We start from the raw sequence: 19,777 nt of genomic DNA, 5'->3' as shown, positions 1-19,777 counted from the left end.
TGGGCTTCTCGCTTTAACGGGGAGCTTTCGCAAGAGCCGTCAGCGAGCAGACCCGGGATGTCCCACCGCGTAGTTTAACTGATTCTGGTTCTGGCAAAAAAGATGCTTTCCATGCTTAAAGATGCCTCAAGTTGGGTTAAGATAGAGCTGTCACTCCTCCTGCATGACCAGGCACGCTTCACAGCTTGGAAAGCGGTGGCCAAGCAGCAGAAGAGTAGGTGCTGTTACGTTTTGAGAGAGATCCATGTTGTTTGTTTTTAACCTGGCAAAGCGTCTACAGCTTGTTCTCCTCACCCTTGTGCTCGGGATGGCTGCAGGGGCGTTTTTGTCCAACCCTGCTGCTGCTGAAACCTACACGGTCAAAATGGGCTCCGATAAGGCCCAGCTCATTTACGATCCCCCTGTCCTCACCATCCAGCAAGGGGATACTGTTCGGTGGGTCAACAACAAGGTCTATCCCCACAACATCGTTTTCGACAAAGTACCCGGTGGCGATGCGGCCCTGGCAGCCAAGCTCTCCCACAAGGCCCTGCTCACTGCTCCCAGCCAAGTGGTCGAGACGGCCTTTGTCGATGTCCCGCCGGGCGAGTACACCTACTACTGCACGCCCCATCGGGGAGCCGGAATGGTTGGCAAGATCATTGTCAAGGGGTAAATCGAACCGTAGGCTAGCAACCCCGACTTCGGCCTGCTGGGGCAGAGCCCTACCCGTAGTAGTATAGAAAAAAAGCTAGCCCTCTCAAAGATGAGGGGGCTTTTTTGCGAAGAGAAGTCTAGCCAGCTTGCTCTTAGGCTGGACAGGCCCTAGCCCCTAACTGTAGTCTCCAGACGGGTTCCCCATGACCACCCCTGTCAAAAGCTACCTGCTCCTAGCGGTTTCCTGCGTCAGCGCCATTGCCGCTGTGGGCTCAATCTTCGAGTTGGCTTCTGGTGAGCCGGACTTTGGCGTTGGCCCCACTAGCATCATCTTGATCGTGGCCGCTCCCCTAGCCGTTTGGCTGTTCCAAGGAGCAGTTGAAGCGGCGCGGGCTGCCAACGCCGGCAAGAGGGGCAAGAAGAGAAAATGAGCAGGTAGAGGTGGGACTCAGCAGGTTTGTTGCAAAGAAACCCGTGATTCTATCTCAGTTTCTGCCGGCTGATGAAACTCAGGCAGCAGCTCTCGTTTTTGCACCGTTCCAAGAGCTGCTTCCAGCTCCGCAGTCGCTAGCGTACAACTGGAGCCGTTGCCGTTTAGCACGGTCTCCGTTACCTGTCCGTTTTTGTCGATCCGATACTCGATCTTGACGTACTCGGGCATCTGCCTGCTCAACAACCCTTTTCCTCCTCCCCATTGTATTGGCTCTATGGCCTCAGTGCGTCCCCCCTTGCAAGCTGCCAAAAGAGATCCCGGCATCCGCCGCGATCTGAGATTGGGTGTGGGGGCGCTGCTGGGCGTGGTCCTCATCGGCACTCTCTGGTACCACTGGGTGGAGCAGTGGCCGTGGGTGGAAGCCTTTTACATGAGCGTCATCACCCTAACCACTGTAGGCTTTATGGAGGTGAGGCCGCTTGGGGATCGGGGACGCTTGTTCACAGCGGCCTTGATCCTGATGGGGGTCTTGAGCATCGGGTTTATGGTGAATCGCTTTACGGAGGCCCTCATCCAAGGGCATTTTCAGGAAGGGATCCGGCGGCGGAAGTGGAAGAGACAAATGGAAGCGCTGAACAACCACTACATCGTTTGCGGTTTTGGGCGTATTGGGCGGCAGGTGGCCCAAGAGTTGCAGGCAGAGGGGGTGCCGTTTTTGGTGATCGATCAATCTGCCGAAGCTATTCAGGTGGCGCAAGAGCTGGGATACATCGCTCTCCAGGGAGACAGCACCCTCGATGACACCTTGCTGGCAGCGCGGGTGCAGCAGGCCGAGGGGCTGATCGCCGCACTCTCCACCGATGCCGAGAACCTCTATGTGGTGCTGTCGGCCCGCACCCTGAACCCTCGCATCCGCACCGTTGCCCGCGCCAACACGGAAGAGGCTTTGCAAAAGCTGCAGCGGGCAGGTGTCACCCACGCTATTTCCCCCTTCATTACGGGCGGAAAGCGGATGGCAGCAGCTGCCTTGCGCCCCCGCGTGGTGGACTTTGTGGATGGGATCCTGTCCGGTCGGGATCGTACCTTTTACCTAGAGGAGTACGAGCTGGTGGCTCAAGAATGCCCCTATGTTGGCCAAACCTTGGGGGAAGCCAAATTGCGAGCCCGATCTGGCGCTTTGGTGGTGGCGATTCGGCGAGCCGATGGCCAGCTTATTGGCGGACCCACCAGCGACACCTTGCTGCAGCCAGGGGATCTGCTGCTGTGTATGGGCACGGCCGAGCAGTTGCGCCGCCTGGGTCAGTTGCTCTATCCCCGCCCCTAGGTGGAGCCGGCTAAATACGCCTGAGGATGCTGGAACCGTGGGAATCGGTGCCACAGGTTTTCAAGAGTCCGTAGGTCTGGGCCAACTCCTCCCCGATCGCCGTCTCTTCTGGGCTGGGAGCCCAAGGTTCCGGATTCTTGTAGGCGTAGTAGACTTCGAGGCCGTCGATTCCTAGGGCCGCTGCTGCCGGGACGAGGACTTCTGCAGGCAGCCAGTAGCGAAAGGGATGGGCCAATACCGCCAACCCTCCTGCTGCTTGAATGGCCCCAATGGCCTCAGCAGCACCTAGGCCGGGCACTTGCTCGCCTTGGATGTAGGGATCCAAAGCGGGGTCGGCAGGATCAAACCCGTAGCCAAGAATATGCACCTCGCAGCCCAGCAAGTTGGCTGTAATCTCGATCCCCGACCAGAGGATGGGATCACCGGGGCGATCCAGGTGGGCGCGGGCCTGTTGGTAACCCTTCAGGGTGTGGTGATCGGTGATGGCCAGGCCCTGGAGGCCATGCCGGCGCGCCTGCTCCGCCAGTTCCACCGGATCCATTTGCCCATCCGAACAGCGGGTGTGCAGGTGAAAGTTGTACTGCCAGGGACAAGAAAGGGGGCCGATCCCTTGCAGCACTCGCCGCAACTCTGCTGCCGAAGCAGTTTGACAGGGATCCCGTTGCAAACTAATCAGCATGACAGCCCTTGAGTCTCAACCAGGCATCTCTCCAGAGAAGTAAACTTTGGAGTTTTATCTTTTGTTAAGCAGGTTCACCCATTCTAGCCAGGGCAAGGGAGGGTCGCTAGGTGTCAAGAGCTACAGAATGGGCCAGGGATCCCTAGGGGTTGGCCAAGATCTCTTCGGCAGCTTTGAGAGCTGCTCCAGGAGAGAAGTCGCTGTAGCCCAGGGTGTGCAGGGTCGATTCCAGAGCAGCCAGGGTTGTGAGAATATCGCGCTCGCTCACGAAGCCCAGGTGGCCGATGCGGAAGATCTTGCCCTTGAGGTGATCTTGGCCAGCAGCAAGGGCAATGTCGAAGTGTTTCTTCAGGGTGCTGCGGAGGGTGTCGGCGTTGATCCCTTCCGGAGCCAGCACGGCTGTTACCGAGGGGCTGGCTGCTGACTCGGGGTTGACCAAAAGCTTCAGCCCCAGGGCCTTGACACCGGCGCGGGTGGCCTGGGCCAAGCGGGCATGGCGGCGGTAGATGGCCTCCAATCCTTCGGCCCGCATTAGGCGCAGGGTAACCTGTAGGGCGTAGAACAGGTTCACTGCCGGCGTAAAGGGAGTGGTGCCTTGGCGCAGGGCCTTTTGGGCAAGCTTAAAGCTCCAGTAGTACTTGGGAAAGCGAGAGCGCTCGGCAGCAGCCATGGCCCGCGGGCTAACAGCTACAAACCCCAGCCCTGGCGGGATCATGTAGCCCTTTTGGGATCCAGAGGCCACCACATCCAAGCCCCACTCGTCCATGGGCACCGGCATGGCTCCCAAACTGGTGACGGCATCCACAATTACCAAGGCTTCCCCATGCTCGCGGGCGGCAGCCGCAATGGCCTGCACATCGTTGGCCACGCCGCTAGAGGTTTCTGAATGGGTGAGGATGACCGCCTTGATGGTCTTCTCCCGGTCAGCAGCCAGCTTCTCCTGGAAGACTTCGACGGGATAGGGCACGCCCCAGGGGGTTTCTATCCGCTCACACTGCAGACCGAATTGCTCCGACATCTCGGCCCAGCGCTCGCCAAACTTGCCGTTGACCCCTACCAAGACGCGATCCCCAGGGCTGAGGGTGTTGAGGATCCCGGCTTCCATCGCCCCGGTGCCGCTGGAGGCAAAGACAAACACATCCGAAGTAGTCTGGTGCAGCCAGCGCAGCCCATCCGTCACCTCTTCCAGAATGGCGGTGAACTCTTTGCTGCGGTGCTCGATGGGCCCCCGCGCCATGGCCAGCAGCGCACTCTCGGGAACGGGAGTGGGGCCCGGGATCATCAACATTAACTTGTCTTTCATGCGTGTCCCGCTGGGGAGGTCAGCTTCAAGAGGTGGCGGCCAGATTCGAACTGGCGCATAGAGGTTTTGCAGACCTCTGCCTTACCACTTGGCTACGCCACCCTACTGCTCATAGATTATCGTAATCCGAAAAGGGGATCCCTCTTCCACTTGCCGCCGTCAATGGTAGCAGCTCTCGGTTCGGCCATACTTATTTTCGCCGGCAACTGCCCGAAAACGTTGCCAAACCAAAAGGCGGCTCGAGCTTCCCCGACGGCTGCAGTTGAATCCTCGGCATCTCAGGGTGTTTTAAGTTTTGCCCAAAGGGTAGCCGCGGGGGGTGATTAGCCACCTGCCGTAGCGAAAGGTCTGCGAGTTGCCGATCAAGACCAGGGTGAACATATCCACCGCCTCGGGATCTACCTCCCCCAGCGTGGTGAGGTGGAGGGTCTCGCCGGGGCGGTAGAGGTTGCGGGCCACTGCCACCGGAGTACGGGCAGAGCGGGCTCGGCGAAAGATCTGCAGCGCCTTGAGAAAGGGATCCAAGCGCTGCGGCGAGCGAGGGTTATACAGAGCTACCACAAAGTCAGTCCGGGCAGCGGCCTGCAGGCGTTGCTCGATGGCCGGCCAGGGAGTGAGCCGATCCGAGAGGGAGATGGCGCAAAAGTCCTGCATCAGGGGTGCCCCTAGCCGGGCAGCAGCAGCCTGAAGCGCAGAGATCCCTGGCAGCACCTCCAGAGAGGGGCGGATCCCATCCCAACCAGCACGGGCCAGGCACTCCAGCACCAGACCGGCCATGCCGTAGATCCCCGCATCTCCCGAAGAGATCACCGCCACCTGCAGCCCCTGCTGGGCCAGGGCAATGGCTCGCTGCGCTCGCTGCACCTCCTGCGTGATGGGAAAGGCTTCGCAAATCTGGCCGGGGCGCAGGAGGGGCGCCACCAAGTCCAGGTAGAGCTGGTAGCCGATTACCGCGTCGGCTTGGGCCAAAGCCAGCCGGGCAGCCAGCGTCAATTGGGCGGGATCCCCAGGGCCGGTGCCAATCAGCCACAGGTGCCCGGCGCGAGGCGAATACTCTCGGGCAGCGCGGGCAATGGCTAGGGTACAAGCTCCCTCGCTTTCGGAGGCAAAGACCTGCTTGGGGCAGAGGAGAGTAGCTCTCGCTGGGGCTGGATCGCTATCCCCTGAGCAGCGCTGGGCCGCCAAAAGGGCAGCCGCCTCTGCCACCGAAGGGGTGCCCACCGCCTGTTGCACCGCCTCCGAAGGGTGGGGAACTGGCATCCTCGCCAGGGCCTCGGCCGAGAAAAACTGAATGGGCCAGCCGTAGGCTTGGGCCAGCTCCACAAGTCCTGCCTCATCCCGTTTCAGCTCTAGGGTCGCCAAGCCGGCAATGGCCTCGAAAGCCAGCCCCTGGCTCTGCAACAGGCGCCGCAGGGATCCCTCTAGCCAGGCGCGGCTAGTGCCCCGCTCGCAGCCCACCCCCACCCACAGCACCCGCGGATGCCAGTGAACGGTGGGGATCTTGTTCTTGTCCAAAGAAGTTGAATACTCGCTGATCCGGATCTGGGCCACCGCCTGGCTAGGAGCAGTGCTCAAGAGAGGGTGATCTGCCGGCCAAGCCCGCCGCCAGAGCTGCGTGCCACAGGTTTGCTCAACAGCCACTGGCTCTCCTCGCGCCAAAGCAGCAGCCACCTCGTTCCAATCGCCAGCGCCCCGCCGCCAACCGTAGGGATCCCCCAGCAAATCCACAGGCGGGATCCCCAGCCCCTCCGAGGCGGAGGTGAGGACGGGCTCGGCTCCCAAAGCAGCCGCCACCCGCCGCGCCAAGGCATCAGCTCCCCCCACATGTCCGCCACAGAGGCTGATGGCCCAGCGGCCAGCTTCGTCCACTACCACCACCGCCGGATCCCGGTATTTGTCCTGCAAGAGGGGAGCAATGAGCCGCACCACCGACCCAACGGGCAAGACAAAGATACAGCCCTGCACCTGCGGCCAGCTCTGGGCCACTGCTGCCGCTAGGGATCCGGGTAGGGGATCCCCGTAAGCTTGCCAGGGCGGAGGCAGGGGCTCTCCTTGGGAGTTGGCCTTGCTCCAGCAGATCCACTCCTCCGGCAGCAGCGACAGCAAAGGCTGGGCCAACTGGCGACCGCGGGGAGTAGGGGCAAACAGGGCAAGCTTCATCACCTGGGAGGGGAGAGTCCTATACTGGACTATAGAGTCACCCACGGACAGTGCTGATGTTGGGCCCCCTTGGACTGCTGCTGCCCCTCATTCCGCTGGAGGCTTTGCTTTCCACAAAGGGGCTAATGTTCTTACTGCTTTCAGCCTATGGCGGGGCGATGTGGACATTTTTGAGCGGCGCACCGCGGGTCTACACCATCATCGTGCCCGATCTGGAGCAGGCAAGGGGGTTCTACGAGAAGGTGTTGAAGCTGCCGGAGGCGGAGCTGCCGCTGCAGTACTACTACGGCTATGAGCAAAGCGTCGTCAGCTCTAGCCTGGGCTCCGTCTACTTCCCGGGGGATCTTGGCCTTGGCTCCCGCCTTGACGCCAAGGGCCAGCCCGCCTCGAAAACCCTCGATACCTCTGGCCTTTGGTACCAGCTCTCTGACGCAGTGCAGCTGCACGTGATCCCTGGCTCTACGGATCCCTATGCGGCTACATCCTCCAGGCCTTTGTCAACCTACGGGACAACGGCAGGCCGCAGCGGCAGCGCTCGCTATCGCCACGCCAGCTATGAGCGGGAGGCCCTCAAGGCCCTCCTGAGGCGGATTAACAAACAAGGGATCCGCAACAGTGTCCGCTCCGAGAAGCCCTTGGTTTTCTGGGTGCGGGATCCGCAAGGCCAAATCATCGAATTTGCCGAGCTGAGGAGCTGAGGCAATCCTGGTACCATAACAGCAACAGCTAAGGAAACGCCGATGAAAGCAACGCAACGGGTGCTGCTGGTGGGCTTGGCCTTGCTTTGCCTGTGGGCAGGGGTTGGACTGCCAGCAACAGCTCTGTCTCGAGCCAAAGACAATCCGGCAGTTACCGCCCCATCCCAAGCCAAGGATTTCATCACTACCGAGTCAGGCTTGCAGTACTACGACGTTGTGGAAGGGACAGGGCCTTCCCCGCAGCCAGGGCAAAAGGTGGTGGTGAACTACGTGGGCAAACTTCAGGATGGTACGGTCTTCGATAGCTCCTACAAGCGCAATCAACCCTTTACCTTTACCTACGGGGCAGGGCAGGTGATCCCTGGCTGGGAAGAAGGTCTGGCCACGATGCGCGTGGGGGGTAAGCGGTACTTGCGCATCCCGCCGGAGTTGGCCTACGGCAGCCGCGGTGCTGGCGGCGTGATCCCTCCCAACGCCACCCTAGACTTTGAGGTGGAGTTGCTGGCCATCCAGTAATCTCGTTGGGCCTGTGCAGCAACTTTCTCTCCCTCAGCTTCCTGCCGCTACAGCAGATCCTGCCTCAGCGAAAGCCTATCTGCGCCAGCACTTTCGCCAGCTACGGCAGGGGTTGGATCGAGCTCTTATCAGCCAAAAGATCGTGGCTCATTTGGCCTCTTGTTCCCAAATCCTGGCCGCCAAAACCATCCTGGCTTATGTGGCTTTCGGCTCAGAGGTGGATCTGGGATCCCTATTTGTCCTTTTTCCAGAGAAGCAGTGGGGGATCCCTCGCTGCTTGCCCCAGCGGCAGTTGCGCTGGCACCGCTACAATCCGGCTGAGCTAGTCCCCAACCGCTGGGGTTTGCTGGAACCCTCCTCCACCAGCCCCGTTGTCGACCCGGGCGAGGCGGATTTAATCCTCGTGCCTGCCCTGGCCTGCGATCGCTGGGGGAGGCGCTTAGGCTACGGAGGAGGATACTATGACCGGTTTCTGGCCTCCCTACCAAATCCCACCGTGCCCAAGTGGGGCATTGTCCCGCAGGCCTGTCTGCTGGAGCAGCCCCTCCCCTGCGATCCCTGGGATCAGCGCCTGGACGGGATCCAAACCGAAGAGGGGTTTTACCCAGCAAGGAATCCCCTAGACTAAGGGGGTAGGCCTTGGAGGAGAGAGCATGAGCCAAGTTTGGGAGCACAGGCAGCGTCTAGCCCAAAGGTTCTCTTCCCTTGCTTGGAGTCTGGCTTGGGTGGTCTTGGCGGCGCTCCTAGCGGGTTTTGGGAAGATCCCGCTGCAACTTAAGGATCTCCACGTCACCTCCTGCCCCGATACCCCTGAATACACCAACCTGGTAACCAGCAACGGCAACCCCATACCGGCCAGGTGCCTGTTTATCGAGGGCACAGTTGTCAACCGCTCCAAGAATACCGTGCTGAATGCCGACGTCTTTGGTCGCCTCTATGATGCCAACGGCAACGAAGTTCTGCCGGAGCGCACCCGCCTGGGGGCAATTGCCGAAGTTCCTCCTGGGGAAAGCCCCTTCTCCATTCGCATCTCCGTGCCCGTGACCAGCCCCCTGCCCTTGACCCTGGAGCAATTTAAGGCCAGCGGCTTCAGCGGCACCGTGCGCCGTTAGCCTTAAAGCTGACGGGTAAACTCCACCTGGGCTGGGCGCCCTGGAAGATGGAGCTGGGCAACCACCGGCGGGGTTTGGGCAATGAGGCGGCCCCGGCGGAAAACATACAGACAGGGTGGCTTGAGGCGAATGGCTTCGACGACATCGGCAGCTTGGAGCACCACCAAATCGGCGCGGCAGCCAGGCTGGAGCCCGTAGCCCTCCAGGCCCAGCAGGCGGGCTGGGTTTTCGGTTACCGCTAGGAAGCACTGCCGCATCTGCTCATAGCCTGTCATCTGGGCAGCGTGGACGGCCATGTGGGCCACTTCCAGCATGTTGCCGCTGCCCAGAGGGTACCAGGGATCCATCACACAGTCCTGGCCAAAAGCCACCGTCAGCCCGGCGGCCATCAGCTCCGGCACTCGCGTCAGCCCCCGCCGCTTGGGGTAGGTGTCCTGGCGGCCCTGTAGCACCAGGTTGACCAGCGGGTTGGCGACCACTCCCAGCTCTGCCTCGGCCATTAGGGGGATTAGCTTGCTCACGTAGGCGTTGTCCATCGAGTGCATCGAGGTGAGGTGGGAGGCCGTCACTCGACCCTGCAGACCCAGCCGCAGCGTCTCATAAGCCAAGGTCTCGACGTGGCGGGAGAGGGGGTCGTCTGTTTCGTCGCAGTGCAGATCCACCCGCAGGCCCCGCGCGGCTGCAATCTCGCACAGAGCCCGCACTGAAGCAGCTCCTTCGGCCATCGTCCGCTCGAAGTGGGGGATCCCACCCACCACCTCCACCCCCAAATCCAGAGCCTTCTCCAAAAGCTGCACCGCCCCCGGCGAGCGGTAGTAGCCATCTTGGGGAAAGGCCACCAGTTGCAAATCCAGGTAGGGGGATACTTTTTGCTTGACCTCCAGCAAGGCCCGCACCGCCAACAAGTTGGGATCGCACACGTCCACATGGGCGCGGATGGCTAGGATCCCGCGCGCCACTGCCCAGTCGCAGTAGGTTAGAGCCCGCTCGATGACCGCCTCCGGAGTGAGCAGTGGCTTCAACTCTCCCCAGAGGGCGATCCCTTCCAGCAAGGTGCCCGATTGGTTGACACGCGGGATCCCGTAGGTGAGGGCAGCATCCAGGTGAAAGTGGGCATCCACAAAGGGGGGCGACACCAAGCGGCCGCTCACATCGATCTCCTGGGGAGCAGTAGCCTGCAGATTTGCCTCCAGGGCAACGATGCGCTCCCCCTCGATGCCGATGTCGATTCCCTTACGGCCATCTGGCAAATTGGCCCGGCGCAAAATCCAATCCATCCACCTCTTCCAAACCCGGCTTGACCATTTTCTCGCCAGCGGTAGCTACCTCAATGGCAAGCTCGATACAGGGATTCCAGCTTGGGCAGGTAAGGCAGGAGTCCAGGAAGCGGCGCACGATGTCTGACCGCCCATGCAGCAACAAGAAGGCCATCACCGGCACCTTGTTGCGGATAAACACCTCGTGATGGTTGAGGTCGGGGCTGGATCCCACCACCTTCAGTTAGCCGTCTACATAGGCACGAGCCTTCTGGGGGATTGCCGCCAACGCGCCGTTCGGCTTGTCCTGGTAGTTAACCTTTGCAGAGGATCTGGGGCCCCGTCGCCACGCTCCCATTGGCCCTGGGCCGGCGGCTCTCCCTCCCAGGCGGCTCGGACAAAGCGTGTATGGTAGATAAAAGCCTGTTTTCGGGTATTTCCTCGTCCCTATGCCCAGGGTTAGCGCCTCTCGCCAGCAGACCGACCTTGGTTTGAGCCTTGCCCAGGCCAAGGGGCTAAAACCCTATCAGCGCAAGCAACTGCAACGTCTTTACCAACTGCGACTGCCCCCCAATCGGCTGGTGACGGTGGAGTTTGCCCAAAGGCTGGGAGCCCTCACTCAAGATCTGGAAAGCCAGCCCATCAGTGTCTACCTCAATCGGCGGGGCCAAGTGATTCGCGTGGGGCTGGGATCCCCTTTTGAAACGCAGATCCCGGCTTGGGAGCTGCCGCGCCAGGGGGCGGAGCGCCTGTCCGGGATCCGCTGCATCACCACCCAAGTGGGCCCAGGGGGTCCTAGCCAAAAAGCGCTGACAGCTATGGCCCTCCAGCGGCTGGATGCCCTCATTACCCTCTCGGTCTCTCCCCTAGAGGGACGGCTGCGCCGCGGCGGGGGGGCCACGGGCTTTGTCAAGTGCGCCTACCTGGCCCATCTGGTGCCGGAGGAAGGGCGCCGCTGGCAGGTTTCTGAGCCTTTGCCGTTGGGGACCCTGGCAGAACAAGATCTGCAGGAGCTGGTGACGGAGCTAGAAGATGGCTTTCGGCGCCAAGCAACCGCCCGCCAGGTGGATCCCAAGCAAGAGCGGGCCATCCTAGTGGGGCTGCAGGGGCCGGGCCAAAGCTACGAGGATCTCATGGACGCCTTGGCGGAACTGGGCCGCTTGGTGGAGAGCGCCGGCGGACAGGTGCTCCAGACCATCTGGCAGCGGCGGGAGAGCCCCGATTCCGCCACGGTCATCGGCTCGGGTAAAGTCCAGGAGTTGGCCTTGCTGGTGCAGGATTTGGGGGCCAACCTGGTTGTGTTCGACCGCGAGCTCACCCCCAGCCAGGTGCGCAACCTAGAGGAGACCCTGGGGGTGCGAGTGGTGGATCGCAGCGAGGTGATCCTGGATATCTTTGCCCAGCGGGCCAGAACCCGGGCCGGGAAGTTGCAAGTGGAGCTGGCACAACTGCAGTATCTGCTGCCCCGCTTGGCTGGTCGCGGTCGCACCATGTCGCGGTTGGGGGGTGGAATTGGCACGCGGGGGCCGGGGGAAACCCAGTTGGAAACGGAGCGGCGGGCCATCCAGCGGCGCATCAGCAAGCTGCGGCAGGAAGTGGAAGAGCTGCGCCGCCACCGCCAGCGGCTGCGCCAACGGCGGGAGGGATCCCAAATTCCTGTGGTGGCCCTGGTGGGCTACACCAACGCTGGTAAATCTACCCTTCTCAACGCCCTCACCCACGCCCAGGTCTACGTGGCTGACCAACTCTTTGCCACCCTGGATCCCACCACGCGGCGGCTGGAGCTGCCCGGCCAGCAGGCGGTGCTCTTGACCGACACCGTGGGATTTTTAACTGAGCTGCCTGAGCAATTGGTAGAGGCATTCCAGGCCACGCTGGAGGAGGTGACGGAGGCCGATGCCCTGCTGCATGTGGTGGATCTCTCCCACCCCAACTGGGAAGGGCAAATCGAGGCGGTGGAAAAATTGCTGGACCAGATGCCCCTGACCACCGGTCCCCGACAATTGGTGTTCAACAAAATTGACCGCCTGGATCCCGAGTGGGTGGAAGATGTCCGCCTGCTCTACCCCAAGGCTTTGTTTGTTTCCGCTGCCACTGGCCAAAACCTGGATCAGTTGCGCCACACCTTGGCCCAGTTTGCGGCTGCCTTTGGTTCCAGCTCCTTGGCGGCAGATCCCTTCCCTAAAGCATTCCATTAGAAAATCCAAACTTGCCGGCTGTCCTCTCCCTTCCCCCTGCCTCAACATTCAGTTACATTGCAACTAGGTTCAGTTACACGCCAAGTTGCCGTCTGGCAGAGGGGGAGGACATGGCCGCTATGGCAGTTGCACCGCGCTCGGCGCATCTCACACTGCAGACGCTGCCTATTGGCGCCGATACCCTTGCCATCCGCTCCCAGGACTGGGATCGGGATCGGTTTGACATCGAGTTTGCCCTGGAAAATGGCACCACCTATAACTCCTTTTTGATCCGCGGCGAGAAGGTGGCCCTCATTGACACCTCCCACGAGAAGTTTCGGCAGTTGTACTTGGATCTGCTGCGAGGCCTCCTGGATCCCGCCACAATCGACTACCTGGTGGTCAGCCACACCGAGCCAGATCACAGCGGCCTAGTGGGGGACCTGTTGGAGCTGGCGCCCCAGCTGACGGTGGTGGCCTCTAAAGTGGCCGTGCAGTTTCTAGAAAACCTGGTGCATCGGCCCTTCCGGCACCTGGTGGTGAAGCAGGGGGATCGCCTGGATCTGGGCAAGGGGCATGTCCTGGAGTTCATCTCGGCTCCCAACCTGCACTGGCCCGACACCATCCTCACCTACGACCACGGCACCCAGATCCTCTACACCTGCGACGTCTTTGGGATGCACTACTGCGACGACTTGGCTTGGGATGAGCATCCCCACCTGCTGCAGGCCGACTTTAAGCTCTACTACGACTGCCTCATGGCGCCCAACGCCCGCTCCGTGCTCTCGGCTCTCAAGCGCATGGAAGCCCTACCTCCCATTGCGGCCATCGCCACCGGCCACGGCCCCCTACTGCGGCATCACTTGTCTAAGTGGGTAGAGCACTACCGCCGCTGGAGTCTAGAGCAGGCCAAAGCCGAACGGCTGGTGGCTGTCTTTTACCTGTCGGGATATGGCCAGGCGGAAACGCTGGCTCAAGCCATTGCCCGCGGGATCCAAAAAACCGGCGTTGCCGTAGAGCTGGCGGATCTGCGGCTGCTGGATGCCCATGAGGTGCGGGAGCTAACCAGCTTGGCTGCCGGTGTGGTGATCGGCATGCCCCCCCAATCGGGGCCCGAGGCAGCCACCACGCAGATGCTGCTGAAAACTCTCCTGGCTGCTGCCCACGGCAAGCAGGGCTTTGGCCTGTTTGAGTCGGGGGGAGAAGACGACGAGTCGGTCTACCTCTGCCGCAACACTTTGCAGGAGCTGGGTGCCAAGGAAGTGTTTCCGCCCATCCTCCTCAAGCAGCCTGTGAACGAAACCCTGCTGCAGCTGGCGGAAGAGGCTGGCACCGACCTAGGGCAATGGCTGACCCGGGATCGCAGCATTCAGCAAATGAAAGCTCTAGATGCTGACCTGGATCGCGCTCTGGGTCGCATCAGCAATGGCCTTTACATCCTCACCGCCCGCAAAGGGCAGGCCACTAGCGCCATGCTTGCCTCCTGGGTAGCCCAGGCCAGCTCTGATCCGCCGGGGATCAGCGTTGCGGTGGCCAAGGATCGGGCCATCGAGTCTTTCCTGCAAGTGGGAGACACCTTTGTCCTCAACGTGCTGCAGGAGGGCCATCACCAGTCCTTGATGCGCCACTTTCTCAAGCGGTTTCCTCCAGGGGCCGACCGCTTTGCTGGCGTCAAGACCTACCCTGCCGCCAACGGATCCCCTATCCTTGCCGATGCCTTGGCCTACCTGGAGTGCCGCGTGGCCAGCCGCCTAGAAACCAGTGACCACTGGGTGGTCTACAGCATCCTTGAGGCAGGACGGGTCTCCAGTCCTGAGGGCCTCACTGCGGTGCACCACCGAAAGGTGGGGAATCACTACTGATCGTCAATAAGACAGCCGATACCCTAGACCGCTGGGATGCAAGACAAAAGAGCTGTCTTGTCCCAAGGGAATCCCCTCTGCCTTGAGCGGAAAAGGCAGCTTTGGGGCTTCTTGCTCTGCTTGTTGGGCTAGGCGGTAGAAGCTGCTACCCGCAGAGGGAAGGGCAGAAGGTGCATGCTGCTGTTGCCAGCGCTGGTAGGGGTTGAGCTGGGCTTCCTCCAAGCTGAGATCCAGGGAGGCGGCGAGGGAAGACAGGGGCAAAGCGGCCACCTGCTCGGGATAGGCCCACCCTCTCAGCCCAAACGCTACAGCCAAAAGGCAACTGATCCTCCAAAAACCAGTGAAATGCCGGAAATGTTGCATAACTAGGCGCCCTGCTGCACTCCAAGAAGGCAGCTCCCAGCTTGCCAAGACGAAACCTAGAAAGGTGTGACCAAGATCCCAGGGCGTTTGTGATCTTGGCTTATCCAGGGCTAGATTTACCTGGGCGATCCCCACGGCCAGGTTGCGTGTAGGCCTGCCAAGCCAGATCCAGAAGTCCATCCAACACCGCCGCTGCTACAGCGGGGCCGCCTTTACGTCCCTCGGTGCGGATGTGGGGTACCATCGAATCGGCCAGCTCCTGCTTGGCTTTCACCACGTTCACAAACCCAGCCGGCGTCGCGATCACGAGGGCGGGGGCTACTTCCTTCGCTGTAATCAGTTGCACTAGGGTGGTGAGGGCAGTCTGGGACTGGCCGATGACAAAGATGGCCTCCGGGTAGCGCTGAGCCAGGGTCTGCAGGCCCCAGGCAGAGCGGGTCTTGTCCTTCTGGGGGCGGGTGACAGCTTCGCTGCCGCAGTAGATGGGGTTGGAAAAGGTGTTCTGCACAGCCCGCGCAATGCCCACCTGCACCATTGGCTCGTCCACCACGATGGTGGTGCGCGCTGCCAGGGCTGCCGCCCCTGCTTGCAGAGCCTCGTTGGCAAACCGGATGAGGTGGAGATACTCGAAGTCTGCGGTAGCGTAAATTACCCGACGCACCACCTCGTATTCGGCAGGAGAAAGCCCATGCTTGCCCACCTCTTGGTCGATAATCATCAGGCTTTCCGCATCGGTGACATGCCACTCCATCGGCTTTAGACCTCGCCCGCCGGCTACCCTTAACAGCAGCATTGTATCTTTGACGTCCTCCCCTGCCTCCTGCTTAAAGGCGGGGCCTCCACAGAGCTAGAGGTGCTTGTCTCCCCAGCCCCGCTAAGTGCCCTTGGGTAAAGTCTCTGCCAGCCGATGCCCGCAGTTGGCAAAATTTGCCCTCTACAGCGCTTGCCCAAGCGCGTTCGACACCGGTTGACACGTCTGCACCTTCTCGCCCTGGCAGCGCGGAGCGCTCTATAAAGCCCCCCATTGGCGGCAAAACCGTCGTCTAGCCGGGAGGCCAGCCCATGGGTCGACCGCCGAGAACGTGAATGTGGAGATGAAAGACAGTTTGGCCACCGTCTTCTCCGTCGTTGATGACCAAGCGGTAGCCTTTGTCTAGGCCAGCTGCAGCAGCCACCCGTTGGGCTGTCAACAGTAGGTGCCCCAACAGCGCCTCATGCTCAGGTTTGGCCTGGGAAATCCGGGGAATGGGCTCCTTGGGCACCACCAGGATGTGGACAGGGGCCTGGGGAGCAATGTCTTTGAAAGCAATTGCCCTCTCGTCTTCGTAGACGATTTGGGCGGGGATCTCCCTACGGATGATCTTGCTGAAAACCGTGTCGCTCATGGGTGGTGACAAACAAGTTCTGCCCTTAGCCTACCTGTTTGTGACTCTAAACTGCCGTGGCTGCATGAGCTAGACTCTTTCTTCTATCCAGCTCGGTATCGGATTTTGGACGCTTGGCTTAGCAGAAGAACTAGGAGCAGGAAGGTGGAACTCGAGGCGCGGCCGGCCGACACCGTAAGTGAGGGTGTAGCTCCAGCTTAGGCAGCGCAGCCAGAGGCGCGGGTAGCGAGGCTCCAGCCAGAGCTGCAGGCGCCGCAGCAGCTTGGGGAACCAGCCCCCCAGCAAGGCCGAGAGCAAGGCCAGGCCGGTGTAGCTGAAATAGGTGGGTAGCCACTGGGCAAAGCCTTCCGCCCCCACTGCCTCCCAAATCCACAGCAGCAGCCGTGGGTTCCGCAGAGCTGCCTTGATAGCCATGCGGTTAAAGGCCAGCCAGCCAGCCCGGTCTTTGATAAAGTCGTCCACCACCTCTGGCGGCTCGGTAGTGAGAATGCCAAAGAAGCTGTTGAGGATGGCGTTGATGCGCTCGGGCGGCAGTACCTTACCGGTGGGCACCATCATGCCGCGGGAAAACAGCCAGGTCACCGCCGAGTTGCCCTGATAGGCGCGGATCTGGGCTAGGTCGGCCGCTTTGAGCAGATCATGGCGCAGGGCTGTGTCCAGTAGGTCACAAAGGCGGGGGCAGTTGCGCACCAGGGATCCAAACCCCGTAAAGCTCAAGGGCGACTGTAGGGCTGCCGCATCCCCAATCAAGAGAACACGGTCGAAGGGCTCTGCGGGAGCTGGCTGCCGGCCAAAGCGTCCGGGGATATAGCCAAAGGTGGCCTTCTTCCACTGCAGGCGCTCTGGGTCACAGCGGCGGTACTCAGGCAGGATGGTGAAAAAGTCTTCATACAACTCCAAGAGGGAGCCCGGGTTTTCCGGGTGTACTTGGTGGTAGTAGAACAGGTAGAAGGTGAGATCCTCCCCTGGCCCAGGGAACAGTTCCCAGATCAGTTGTCGACCGCGGCTGATGTCTCCATGGCTGGCCAGGATGTCGCCAAACTGGGGATCCCAAACTCCCGGCTCAAACCCCCCTGCAATGGTAGCTCCCACCGTGGGGCAAACGCTGTCAAAGGCGCGGCGGCCGTAGAGCTGCTGGGCAACGGGGGAGGCCGTCCCCATGGCGTCCACCAACAGGCGGGTTCCCAGGCAGAACTCTTCTTGAGTGGTTAAGTCCCTAACCACCACCGTGACGCCTTGCTCCTCGATATAGGCCCGCTGGAACTCACTGCGCTCGTAGATGGCGCCGCCGCAGGCTTTTAGGATCTGGCCGCAGAGCTGCAGGAGTTTTTCGGCATCGATGGCCAGGTTGAGCACCGTCGGCGTGTGCAGGACGGGCGCGCGTACAGGGCTGTTGCCATCAAAAAACTTGTTGAACCCATCGGTGTATTCCCGCAGAATCAGGCTCTCCATCTCCTCAGGGCTGAGGAGGCCGAAGTCCACCAGGGTCTGCAGCTCCCGCCGCGAGATGTTCCACTCCCGATTCATGCGGCCAAAGGGAAGCCGTTCCACCAAGGCCACGCGGTAGCCCAGGCGGGCCATGGCCGCGCCGTAGATGGCTCCCAGGGCTCCGCCCACCACCACCAAGTCCCACTCCAAGGGTGCAGGTTGGGGGGCAGGCTGACGCAACAGCACCGCTGGCCGCTGAGTAGGAGGGGACTGTACCTCCTCCCGCCAGCGCCTCTCCCACCAGTAAACCCGCTGCAGGTCAAACTCGCCGTTGGGGATGCGGCGGAAATACTTTACCGTCTGCGGGTAAAAGGGCTCCAGTTGCTCAAAGATGGATCCCTGGCTGAGATCGATAGGGGGCAACTGCGGGTAGCGGTGGGGAAACTGGCTTTGGATAGCCTTTTCCACTTCCTTTAGCCAGCGGCCCTGCTGGGGAAAAGGCCGCTCTGACCACTGGAAGATCTTGAGATAGGTGGTGTTTAGCCCCGACCAGAGGAAAACGGCCAGCTCCGCTCCAGATCCCTGTAGGCGCAGGCCAGTAGAAGTCAGCACCTTTTGGCTGCCCGTAGGCAAAGGCAGGTGCTCCTGCAGCCAGCGCAGCACTTGAGCGGTCTCTGGGCAAGGGATCTCGCGGTAGTACAGAGGCTTGAGCACAGGGCCAAGACACAAAAAGAAGCCAATCTTTACCCATTGTGACACGAGGGGAGGAGCGCTTAGGTTCCCAATGCCTCAGTAAGCCGCTTGGTGGGAGCCGACTCCAGGGCCTCAACCCCCGCCTAGGGGCTCTACGAAGCCGCAAAACATTGCTTCATCTCCTGCAGCACCTGAGCATCTTGAGAGGCAACTCTAGCGCCGGCTTGGGCAGCCCAGCACTTCAGGCTTTCGATCTGCTCGCGGGCAATGGAGGCCAAGGGCACGGTTTCGCGGATGGCCTGCAGGATGTCTTCCTGGGTGAAGTCTCGCCGAGCGCCGCTGCCGCTGCCCCCAAAGGCGTTGTACATGGCGTCCACGATAGCCTGCTCGATCTCGGCGCCGCTGAAATTCTGAGCTGCGGCTGCTAGAGCATCTAGGTCGAATTCCCGCAGGCGGTTGGGGCGCAGCCGCTGCAGATGTACCCGGAAGATCTCCTTGCGCTCAGCGTGGGTGGGTAGGTTAAGGAAAAAGATCTCGTCGAAGCGGCCCTTGCGCAACAGCTCCGGCGGCAAGAGGGGCACATTGTTGGCAGTGGCCACGATGAAGACCGGGCTGGTTTTCTCCTGCATCCAGGTAATGAGGCTGCCGAACACCCGGCGGCTGGTGCCCGAGTCCCCGTCGGCGCCGCTGGTGATGTTGCCAAAGGCCTTGTCAATTTCGTCAATCCAGAGCACACAGGGGGCCATGGCCTCCGCCAGTTGGATCATCTGGCGCACGCGGCTTTCCGACTCGCCAACAATCCCAGCAAACAGCCGCCCAACATCCAGCCGCAACAGGGGCAGCCGCCACTCGTTGGCGATGGTCTTGGCCGAGAGGGACTTGCCGGTGCCCTGGATCCCCACCAGCAGCACCCCCTTGGGGTTGGGCAGGCCGTAGCGCCGCGCCTCTTCGGTAAAGGCTTCCTGGCGCACCCGCACCCAAGCCTTGAGGTTGTCCAGCCCACCCACATTTTTCAGGGTCTCGCGGGCGGTGAAAAACTCCAGAATGCCCGTCTGGCGGATGGCCTGCTTCTTCTCCTCCAACACCAGGTCGATATCGGCCTCGTTGACCTCCTGCTTGGCGGCCAGGGCGCGGGCCAAAACGCGGCGGATGCGCTCTCGGCTTAGCCCCTGACAGGCTTTGACCAGTTGCTCGCGACCCAAGGGGCTGAGCTTAAGTTTTTCGGGAGCTACATAGAGCTGGATGAGGCGGCTAATCTCTTCGCTGTTGGGCAGGGGAATATCGACAACGGTGACCTCCTCGGCTAGGTCGCTGGGCACCTCCAGAGTATGGCTGAGCAGGATCAAGGTCTTGCGGGTGCGCTTGAGCTCGCGGCTAAGGTTTTTCAGCTCCCGCAGGATGGGGGCGTTTTTGTCGCTGGTGGCGTTGCGCAACACAAAGTGCGGATCCCGCAGCACAAACAGGGTGTCTTCCTGGGGAGCTGAGCGCCACACCCGACCCAGGGCGGCCATGAGGGAACCCCGGTCTTCGCCGCTATCCTGCCAGCCCCGTACCACGTCCCAAAACAGCAGCCGCCGCGGCGGATCGGTTCTTTTGGCTACCTGCACGAGCACGGCATCGGCCGGCTCCTCTTCCGGGGAGACCAGGTAGATCAGGGGGTAGCGGGCCCGGATCATCAGATCCAGCTCCTGGATCAGCTCCCCTTGCACCTCAGTGGCAATCCCACTTAGGCTGGGATCGCCGCTGCTTTTC

20 protein-coding genes and 1 tRNA gene are annotated in these 19,777 nt (G+C 61.3%); 9 read left to right on the top strand and 12 right to left on the bottom strand.

Annotated elements, in window-relative coordinates; genetic code table 11:
• Nucleotides 1–244 precede the first annotated feature (244 nt).
• Both petE and NW860_RS08195 read left to right on the top strand, forming a co-directional pair.
• Entirely contained in the window at nt 245–655 is a 411-nt protein-coding gene (gene petE / locus NW860_RS08200; protein WP_414394956.1) for a plastocyanin, read from the top strand.
• A gap of 184 nt (nt 656–839) precedes the next feature.
• The gene (locus NW860_RS08195; RefSeq protein WP_414405254.1) at nt 840–1,067 is read left to right on the top strand and encodes a hypothetical protein; all 228 of its coding nucleotides are present in this window, start codon (nt 840–842) and stop codon (nt 1,065–1,067) included.
• 17 nt (nt 1,068–1,084) lie between these two features.
• On the opposite strand, the gene NW860_RS08190 is transcribed toward NW860_RS08195, so the two are convergent.
• Nucleotides 1,085–1,309, bottom strand: coding sequence for a DUF2997 domain-containing protein (locus NW860_RS08190; RefSeq protein ID WP_414405253.1), 225 nt, complete (start codon nt 1,307–1,309; stop codon nt 1,085–1,087).
• A 34-nt stretch (nt 1,310–1,343) separates the two neighbouring features.
• Between NW860_RS08190 and NW860_RS08185 the strand changes: the two genes are divergently transcribed.
• Complete coding sequence (locus tag NW860_RS08185; RefSeq protein ID WP_414513549.1) at nt 1,344–2,393, top strand: potassium channel family protein; 1,050 nt, start codon at nt 1,344–1,346, stop codon at nt 2,391–2,393.
• Between the two features lie 10 nt (nt 2,394–2,403).
• On the opposite strand, the gene NW860_RS08180 is transcribed toward NW860_RS08185, so the two are convergent.
• From NW860_RS08180 to cobJ, 4 genes are all read right to left on the bottom strand, one after another.
• Nucleotides 2,404–3,072 carry a PHP domain-containing protein gene (locus NW860_RS08180; protein ID WP_414513547.1) on the bottom strand — a complete coding sequence of 223 codons (669 nt, stop codon included), beginning with the start codon at nt 3,070–3,072 and terminating at the stop codon, nt 2,404–2,406.
• Nucleotides 3,073–3,214: 142 nt separating this feature from the next.
• Nucleotides 3,215–4,375: a pyridoxal-phosphate-dependent aminotransferase family protein gene (locus NW860_RS08175; protein WP_414405250.1), complete on the bottom strand. Its 1,161-nt coding sequence runs from the start codon at nt 4,373–4,375 to the stop codon at nt 3,215–3,217.
• A 30-nt stretch (nt 4,376–4,405) separates the two neighbouring features.
• Nucleotides 4,406–4,477, bottom strand: a tRNA-Cys gene (locus tag NW860_RS08170).
• Between the two features lie 186 nt (nt 4,478–4,663).
• Entirely contained in the window at nt 4,664–6,535 is a 1,872-nt protein-coding gene (cobJ, locus tag NW860_RS08165; RefSeq protein ID WP_414513544.1) for a precorrin-3B C(17)-methyltransferase, read from the bottom strand.
• Nucleotides 6,536–6,591: 56 nt separating this feature from the next.
• Between cobJ and NW860_RS08160 the strand changes: the two genes are divergently transcribed.
• From NW860_RS08160 to NW860_RS08145, 4 genes are read left to right on the top strand one after another with little or no spacing between them, the layout of a single operon-like run.
• The gene (locus NW860_RS08160) at nt 6,592–7,233 is read left to right on the top strand and encodes a hypothetical protein (RefSeq protein WP_414513542.1); all 642 of its coding nucleotides are present in this window, start codon (nt 6,592–6,594) and stop codon (nt 7,231–7,233) included.
• A gap of 42 nt (nt 7,234–7,275) precedes the next feature.
• Nucleotides 7,276–7,749, top strand: a complete 474-nt coding sequence (locus NW860_RS08155; RefSeq protein ID WP_414513540.1) for an FKBP-type peptidyl-prolyl cis-trans isomerase — start codon at nt 7,276–7,278, stop codon at nt 7,747–7,749.
• A gap of 13 nt (nt 7,750–7,762) precedes the next feature.
• Nucleotides 7,763–8,377, top strand: a complete 615-nt coding sequence (locus tag NW860_RS08150) for a 5-formyltetrahydrofolate cyclo-ligase (RefSeq protein WP_414513538.1) — start codon at nt 7,763–7,765, stop codon at nt 8,375–8,377.
• 25 nt (nt 8,378–8,402) lie between these two features.
• Nucleotides 8,403–8,861, top strand: coding sequence for an FxLYD domain-containing protein (locus NW860_RS08145; RefSeq protein ID WP_414405246.1), 459 nt, complete (start codon nt 8,403–8,405; stop codon nt 8,859–8,861).
• A 2-nt stretch (nt 8,862–8,863) separates the two neighbouring features.
• Here NW860_RS08145 and NW860_RS08140 read toward each other — a convergent pair whose 3' ends face one another.
• Both NW860_RS08140 and NW860_RS08135 read right to left on the bottom strand, forming a co-directional pair.
• The gene (locus NW860_RS08140) at nt 8,864–10,138 is read right to left on the bottom strand and encodes an amidohydrolase family protein (protein WP_414513536.1); all 1,275 of its coding nucleotides are present in this window, start codon (nt 10,136–10,138) and stop codon (nt 8,864–8,866) included.
• Nucleotides 10,095–10,355, bottom strand: a complete 261-nt coding sequence (locus tag NW860_RS08135) for a glycoside hydrolase 100 family protein (RefSeq protein WP_414409739.1) — start codon at nt 10,353–10,355, stop codon at nt 10,095–10,097. The genes NW860_RS08140 and NW860_RS08135 overlap by 44 nt, the downstream gene beginning before the upstream one ends.
• 211 nt (nt 10,356–10,566) lie before the next feature.
• On the opposite strand from NW860_RS08135, the gene hflX reads away from it, so the two are divergent.
• Nucleotides 10,567–12,315, top strand: a complete 1,749-nt coding sequence (gene hflX, locus NW860_RS08130) for a GTPase HflX (RefSeq protein WP_414513533.1) — start codon at nt 10,567–10,569, stop codon at nt 12,313–12,315.
• A 110-nt stretch (nt 12,316–12,425) separates the two neighbouring features.
• Nucleotides 12,426–14,156: a diflavin flavoprotein gene (locus NW860_RS08125; protein WP_414513531.1), complete on the top strand. Its 1,731-nt coding sequence runs from the start codon at nt 12,426–12,428 to the stop codon at nt 14,154–14,156.
• Between the two features lie 3 nt (nt 14,157–14,159).
• Here the strand turns inward: NW860_RS08125 and NW860_RS08120 are convergent, their stop codons facing one another.
• The 5 genes from NW860_RS08120 to NW860_RS08100 all read right to left on the bottom strand — a co-directional run bounded on the left by NW860_RS08120 (nt 14,160) and on the right by NW860_RS08100 (nt 19,701).
• A complete protein-coding gene (locus NW860_RS08120) occupies nt 14,160–14,471 on the bottom strand; it encodes a hypothetical protein (RefSeq protein WP_414513529.1) in 312 nt (103 codons plus the stop codon).
• 148 nt (nt 14,472–14,619) lie between these two features.
• A complete protein-coding gene (locus NW860_RS08115; protein WP_414395151.1) occupies nt 14,620–15,270 on the bottom strand; it encodes a precorrin-8X methylmutase in 651 nt (216 codons plus the stop codon).
• Nucleotides 15,271–15,562: 292 nt separating this feature from the next.
• Nucleotides 15,563–15,904, bottom strand: coding sequence for a histidine triad nucleotide-binding protein (locus NW860_RS08110; protein ID WP_414394984.1), 342 nt, complete (start codon nt 15,902–15,904; stop codon nt 15,563–15,565).
• 69 nt (nt 15,905–15,973) lie between these two features.
• Nucleotides 15,974–18,046 (bottom strand): NAD(P)/FAD-dependent oxidoreductase, encoded by a 2,073-nt coding sequence (locus NW860_RS08105; RefSeq protein ID WP_414513527.1) that lies wholly within the window; start codon nt 18,044–18,046, stop codon nt 15,974–15,976.
• A 131-nt stretch (nt 18,047–18,177) separates the two neighbouring features.
• Complete coding sequence (locus NW860_RS08100) at nt 18,178–19,701, bottom strand: AAA family ATPase (protein ID WP_414405306.1); 1,524 nt, start codon at nt 19,699–19,701, stop codon at nt 18,178–18,180.
• Between the last annotated feature and the right edge of the window lie 76 nt (nt 19,702–19,777).

The organism is Synechococcus sp. F70.1, assembly GCF_047502745.1.
GTDB lineage: Bacteria > Cyanobacteriota > Cyanobacteriia > Thermostichales > Thermostichaceae > Thermostichus.
The sequence above is the reverse complement of the archived record's forward strand: the minus strand, read 5'-3'. Positions and strand labels throughout refer to the sequence as shown.

Bases quoted from the DNA above. Each gene is read 5' to 3' on its own strand.
- petE (WP_414394956.1), top strand. From the start codon at position 245: ATGTTGTTTGTTTTTAACCTGGCAAAGCGTCTACAGCTTGTTCTCCTC.
- NW860_RS08195 (WP_414405254.1), top strand. From the start codon at position 840: ATGACCACCCCTGTCAAAAGCTACCTGCTCCTAGCGGTTTCCTGCGTC.
- NW860_RS08185 (WP_414513549.1), top strand. From the start codon at position 1,344: ATGGCCTCAGTGCGTCCCCCCTTGCAAGCTGCCAAAAGAGATCCCGGC.
- NW860_RS08180 (WP_414513547.1), bottom strand. From the start codon at position 3,072: ATGCTGATTAGTTTGCAACGGGATCCCTGTCAAACTGCTTCGGCAGCA.
- NW860_RS08175 (WP_414405250.1), bottom strand. From the start codon at position 4,375: ATGAAAGACAAGTTAATGTTGATGATCCCGGGCCCCACTCCCGTTCCC.
- cobJ (WP_414513544.1), bottom strand. From the start codon at position 6,535: ATGAAGCTTGCCCTGTTTGCCCCTACTCCCCGCGGTCGCCAGTTGGCC.
- NW860_RS08160 (WP_414513542.1), top strand. From the start codon at position 6,592: ATGTTGGGCCCCCTTGGACTGCTGCTGCCCCTCATTCCGCTGGAGGCT.
- NW860_RS08155 (WP_414513540.1), top strand. From the start codon at position 7,276: ATGAAAGCAACGCAACGGGTGCTGCTGGTGGGCTTGGCCTTGCTTTGC.
- NW860_RS08145 (WP_414405246.1), top strand. From the start codon at position 8,403: ATGAGCCAAGTTTGGGAGCACAGGCAGCGTCTAGCCCAAAGGTTCTCT.
- NW860_RS08140 (WP_414513536.1), bottom strand. From the start codon at position 10,138: ATGGATTGGATTTTGCGCCGGGCCAATTTGCCAGATGGCCGTAAGGGA.
- hflX (WP_414513533.1), top strand. From the start codon at position 10,567: ATGCCCAGGGTTAGCGCCTCTCGCCAGCAGACCGACCTTGGTTTGAGC.
- NW860_RS08125 (WP_414513531.1), top strand. From the start codon at position 12,426: ATGGCCGCTATGGCAGTTGCACCGCGCTCGGCGCATCTCACACTGCAG.
- NW860_RS08115 (WP_414395151.1), bottom strand. From the start codon at position 15,270: ATGGAGTGGCATGTCACCGATGCGGAAAGCCTGATGATTATCGACCAA.
- NW860_RS08110 (WP_414394984.1), bottom strand. From the start codon at position 15,904: ATGAGCGACACGGTTTTCAGCAAGATCATCCGTAGGGAGATCCCCGCC.
- NW860_RS08100 (WP_414405306.1), bottom strand. From the start codon at position 19,701: ATGATCCGGGCCCGCTACCCCCTGATCTACCTGGTCTCCCCGGAAGAG.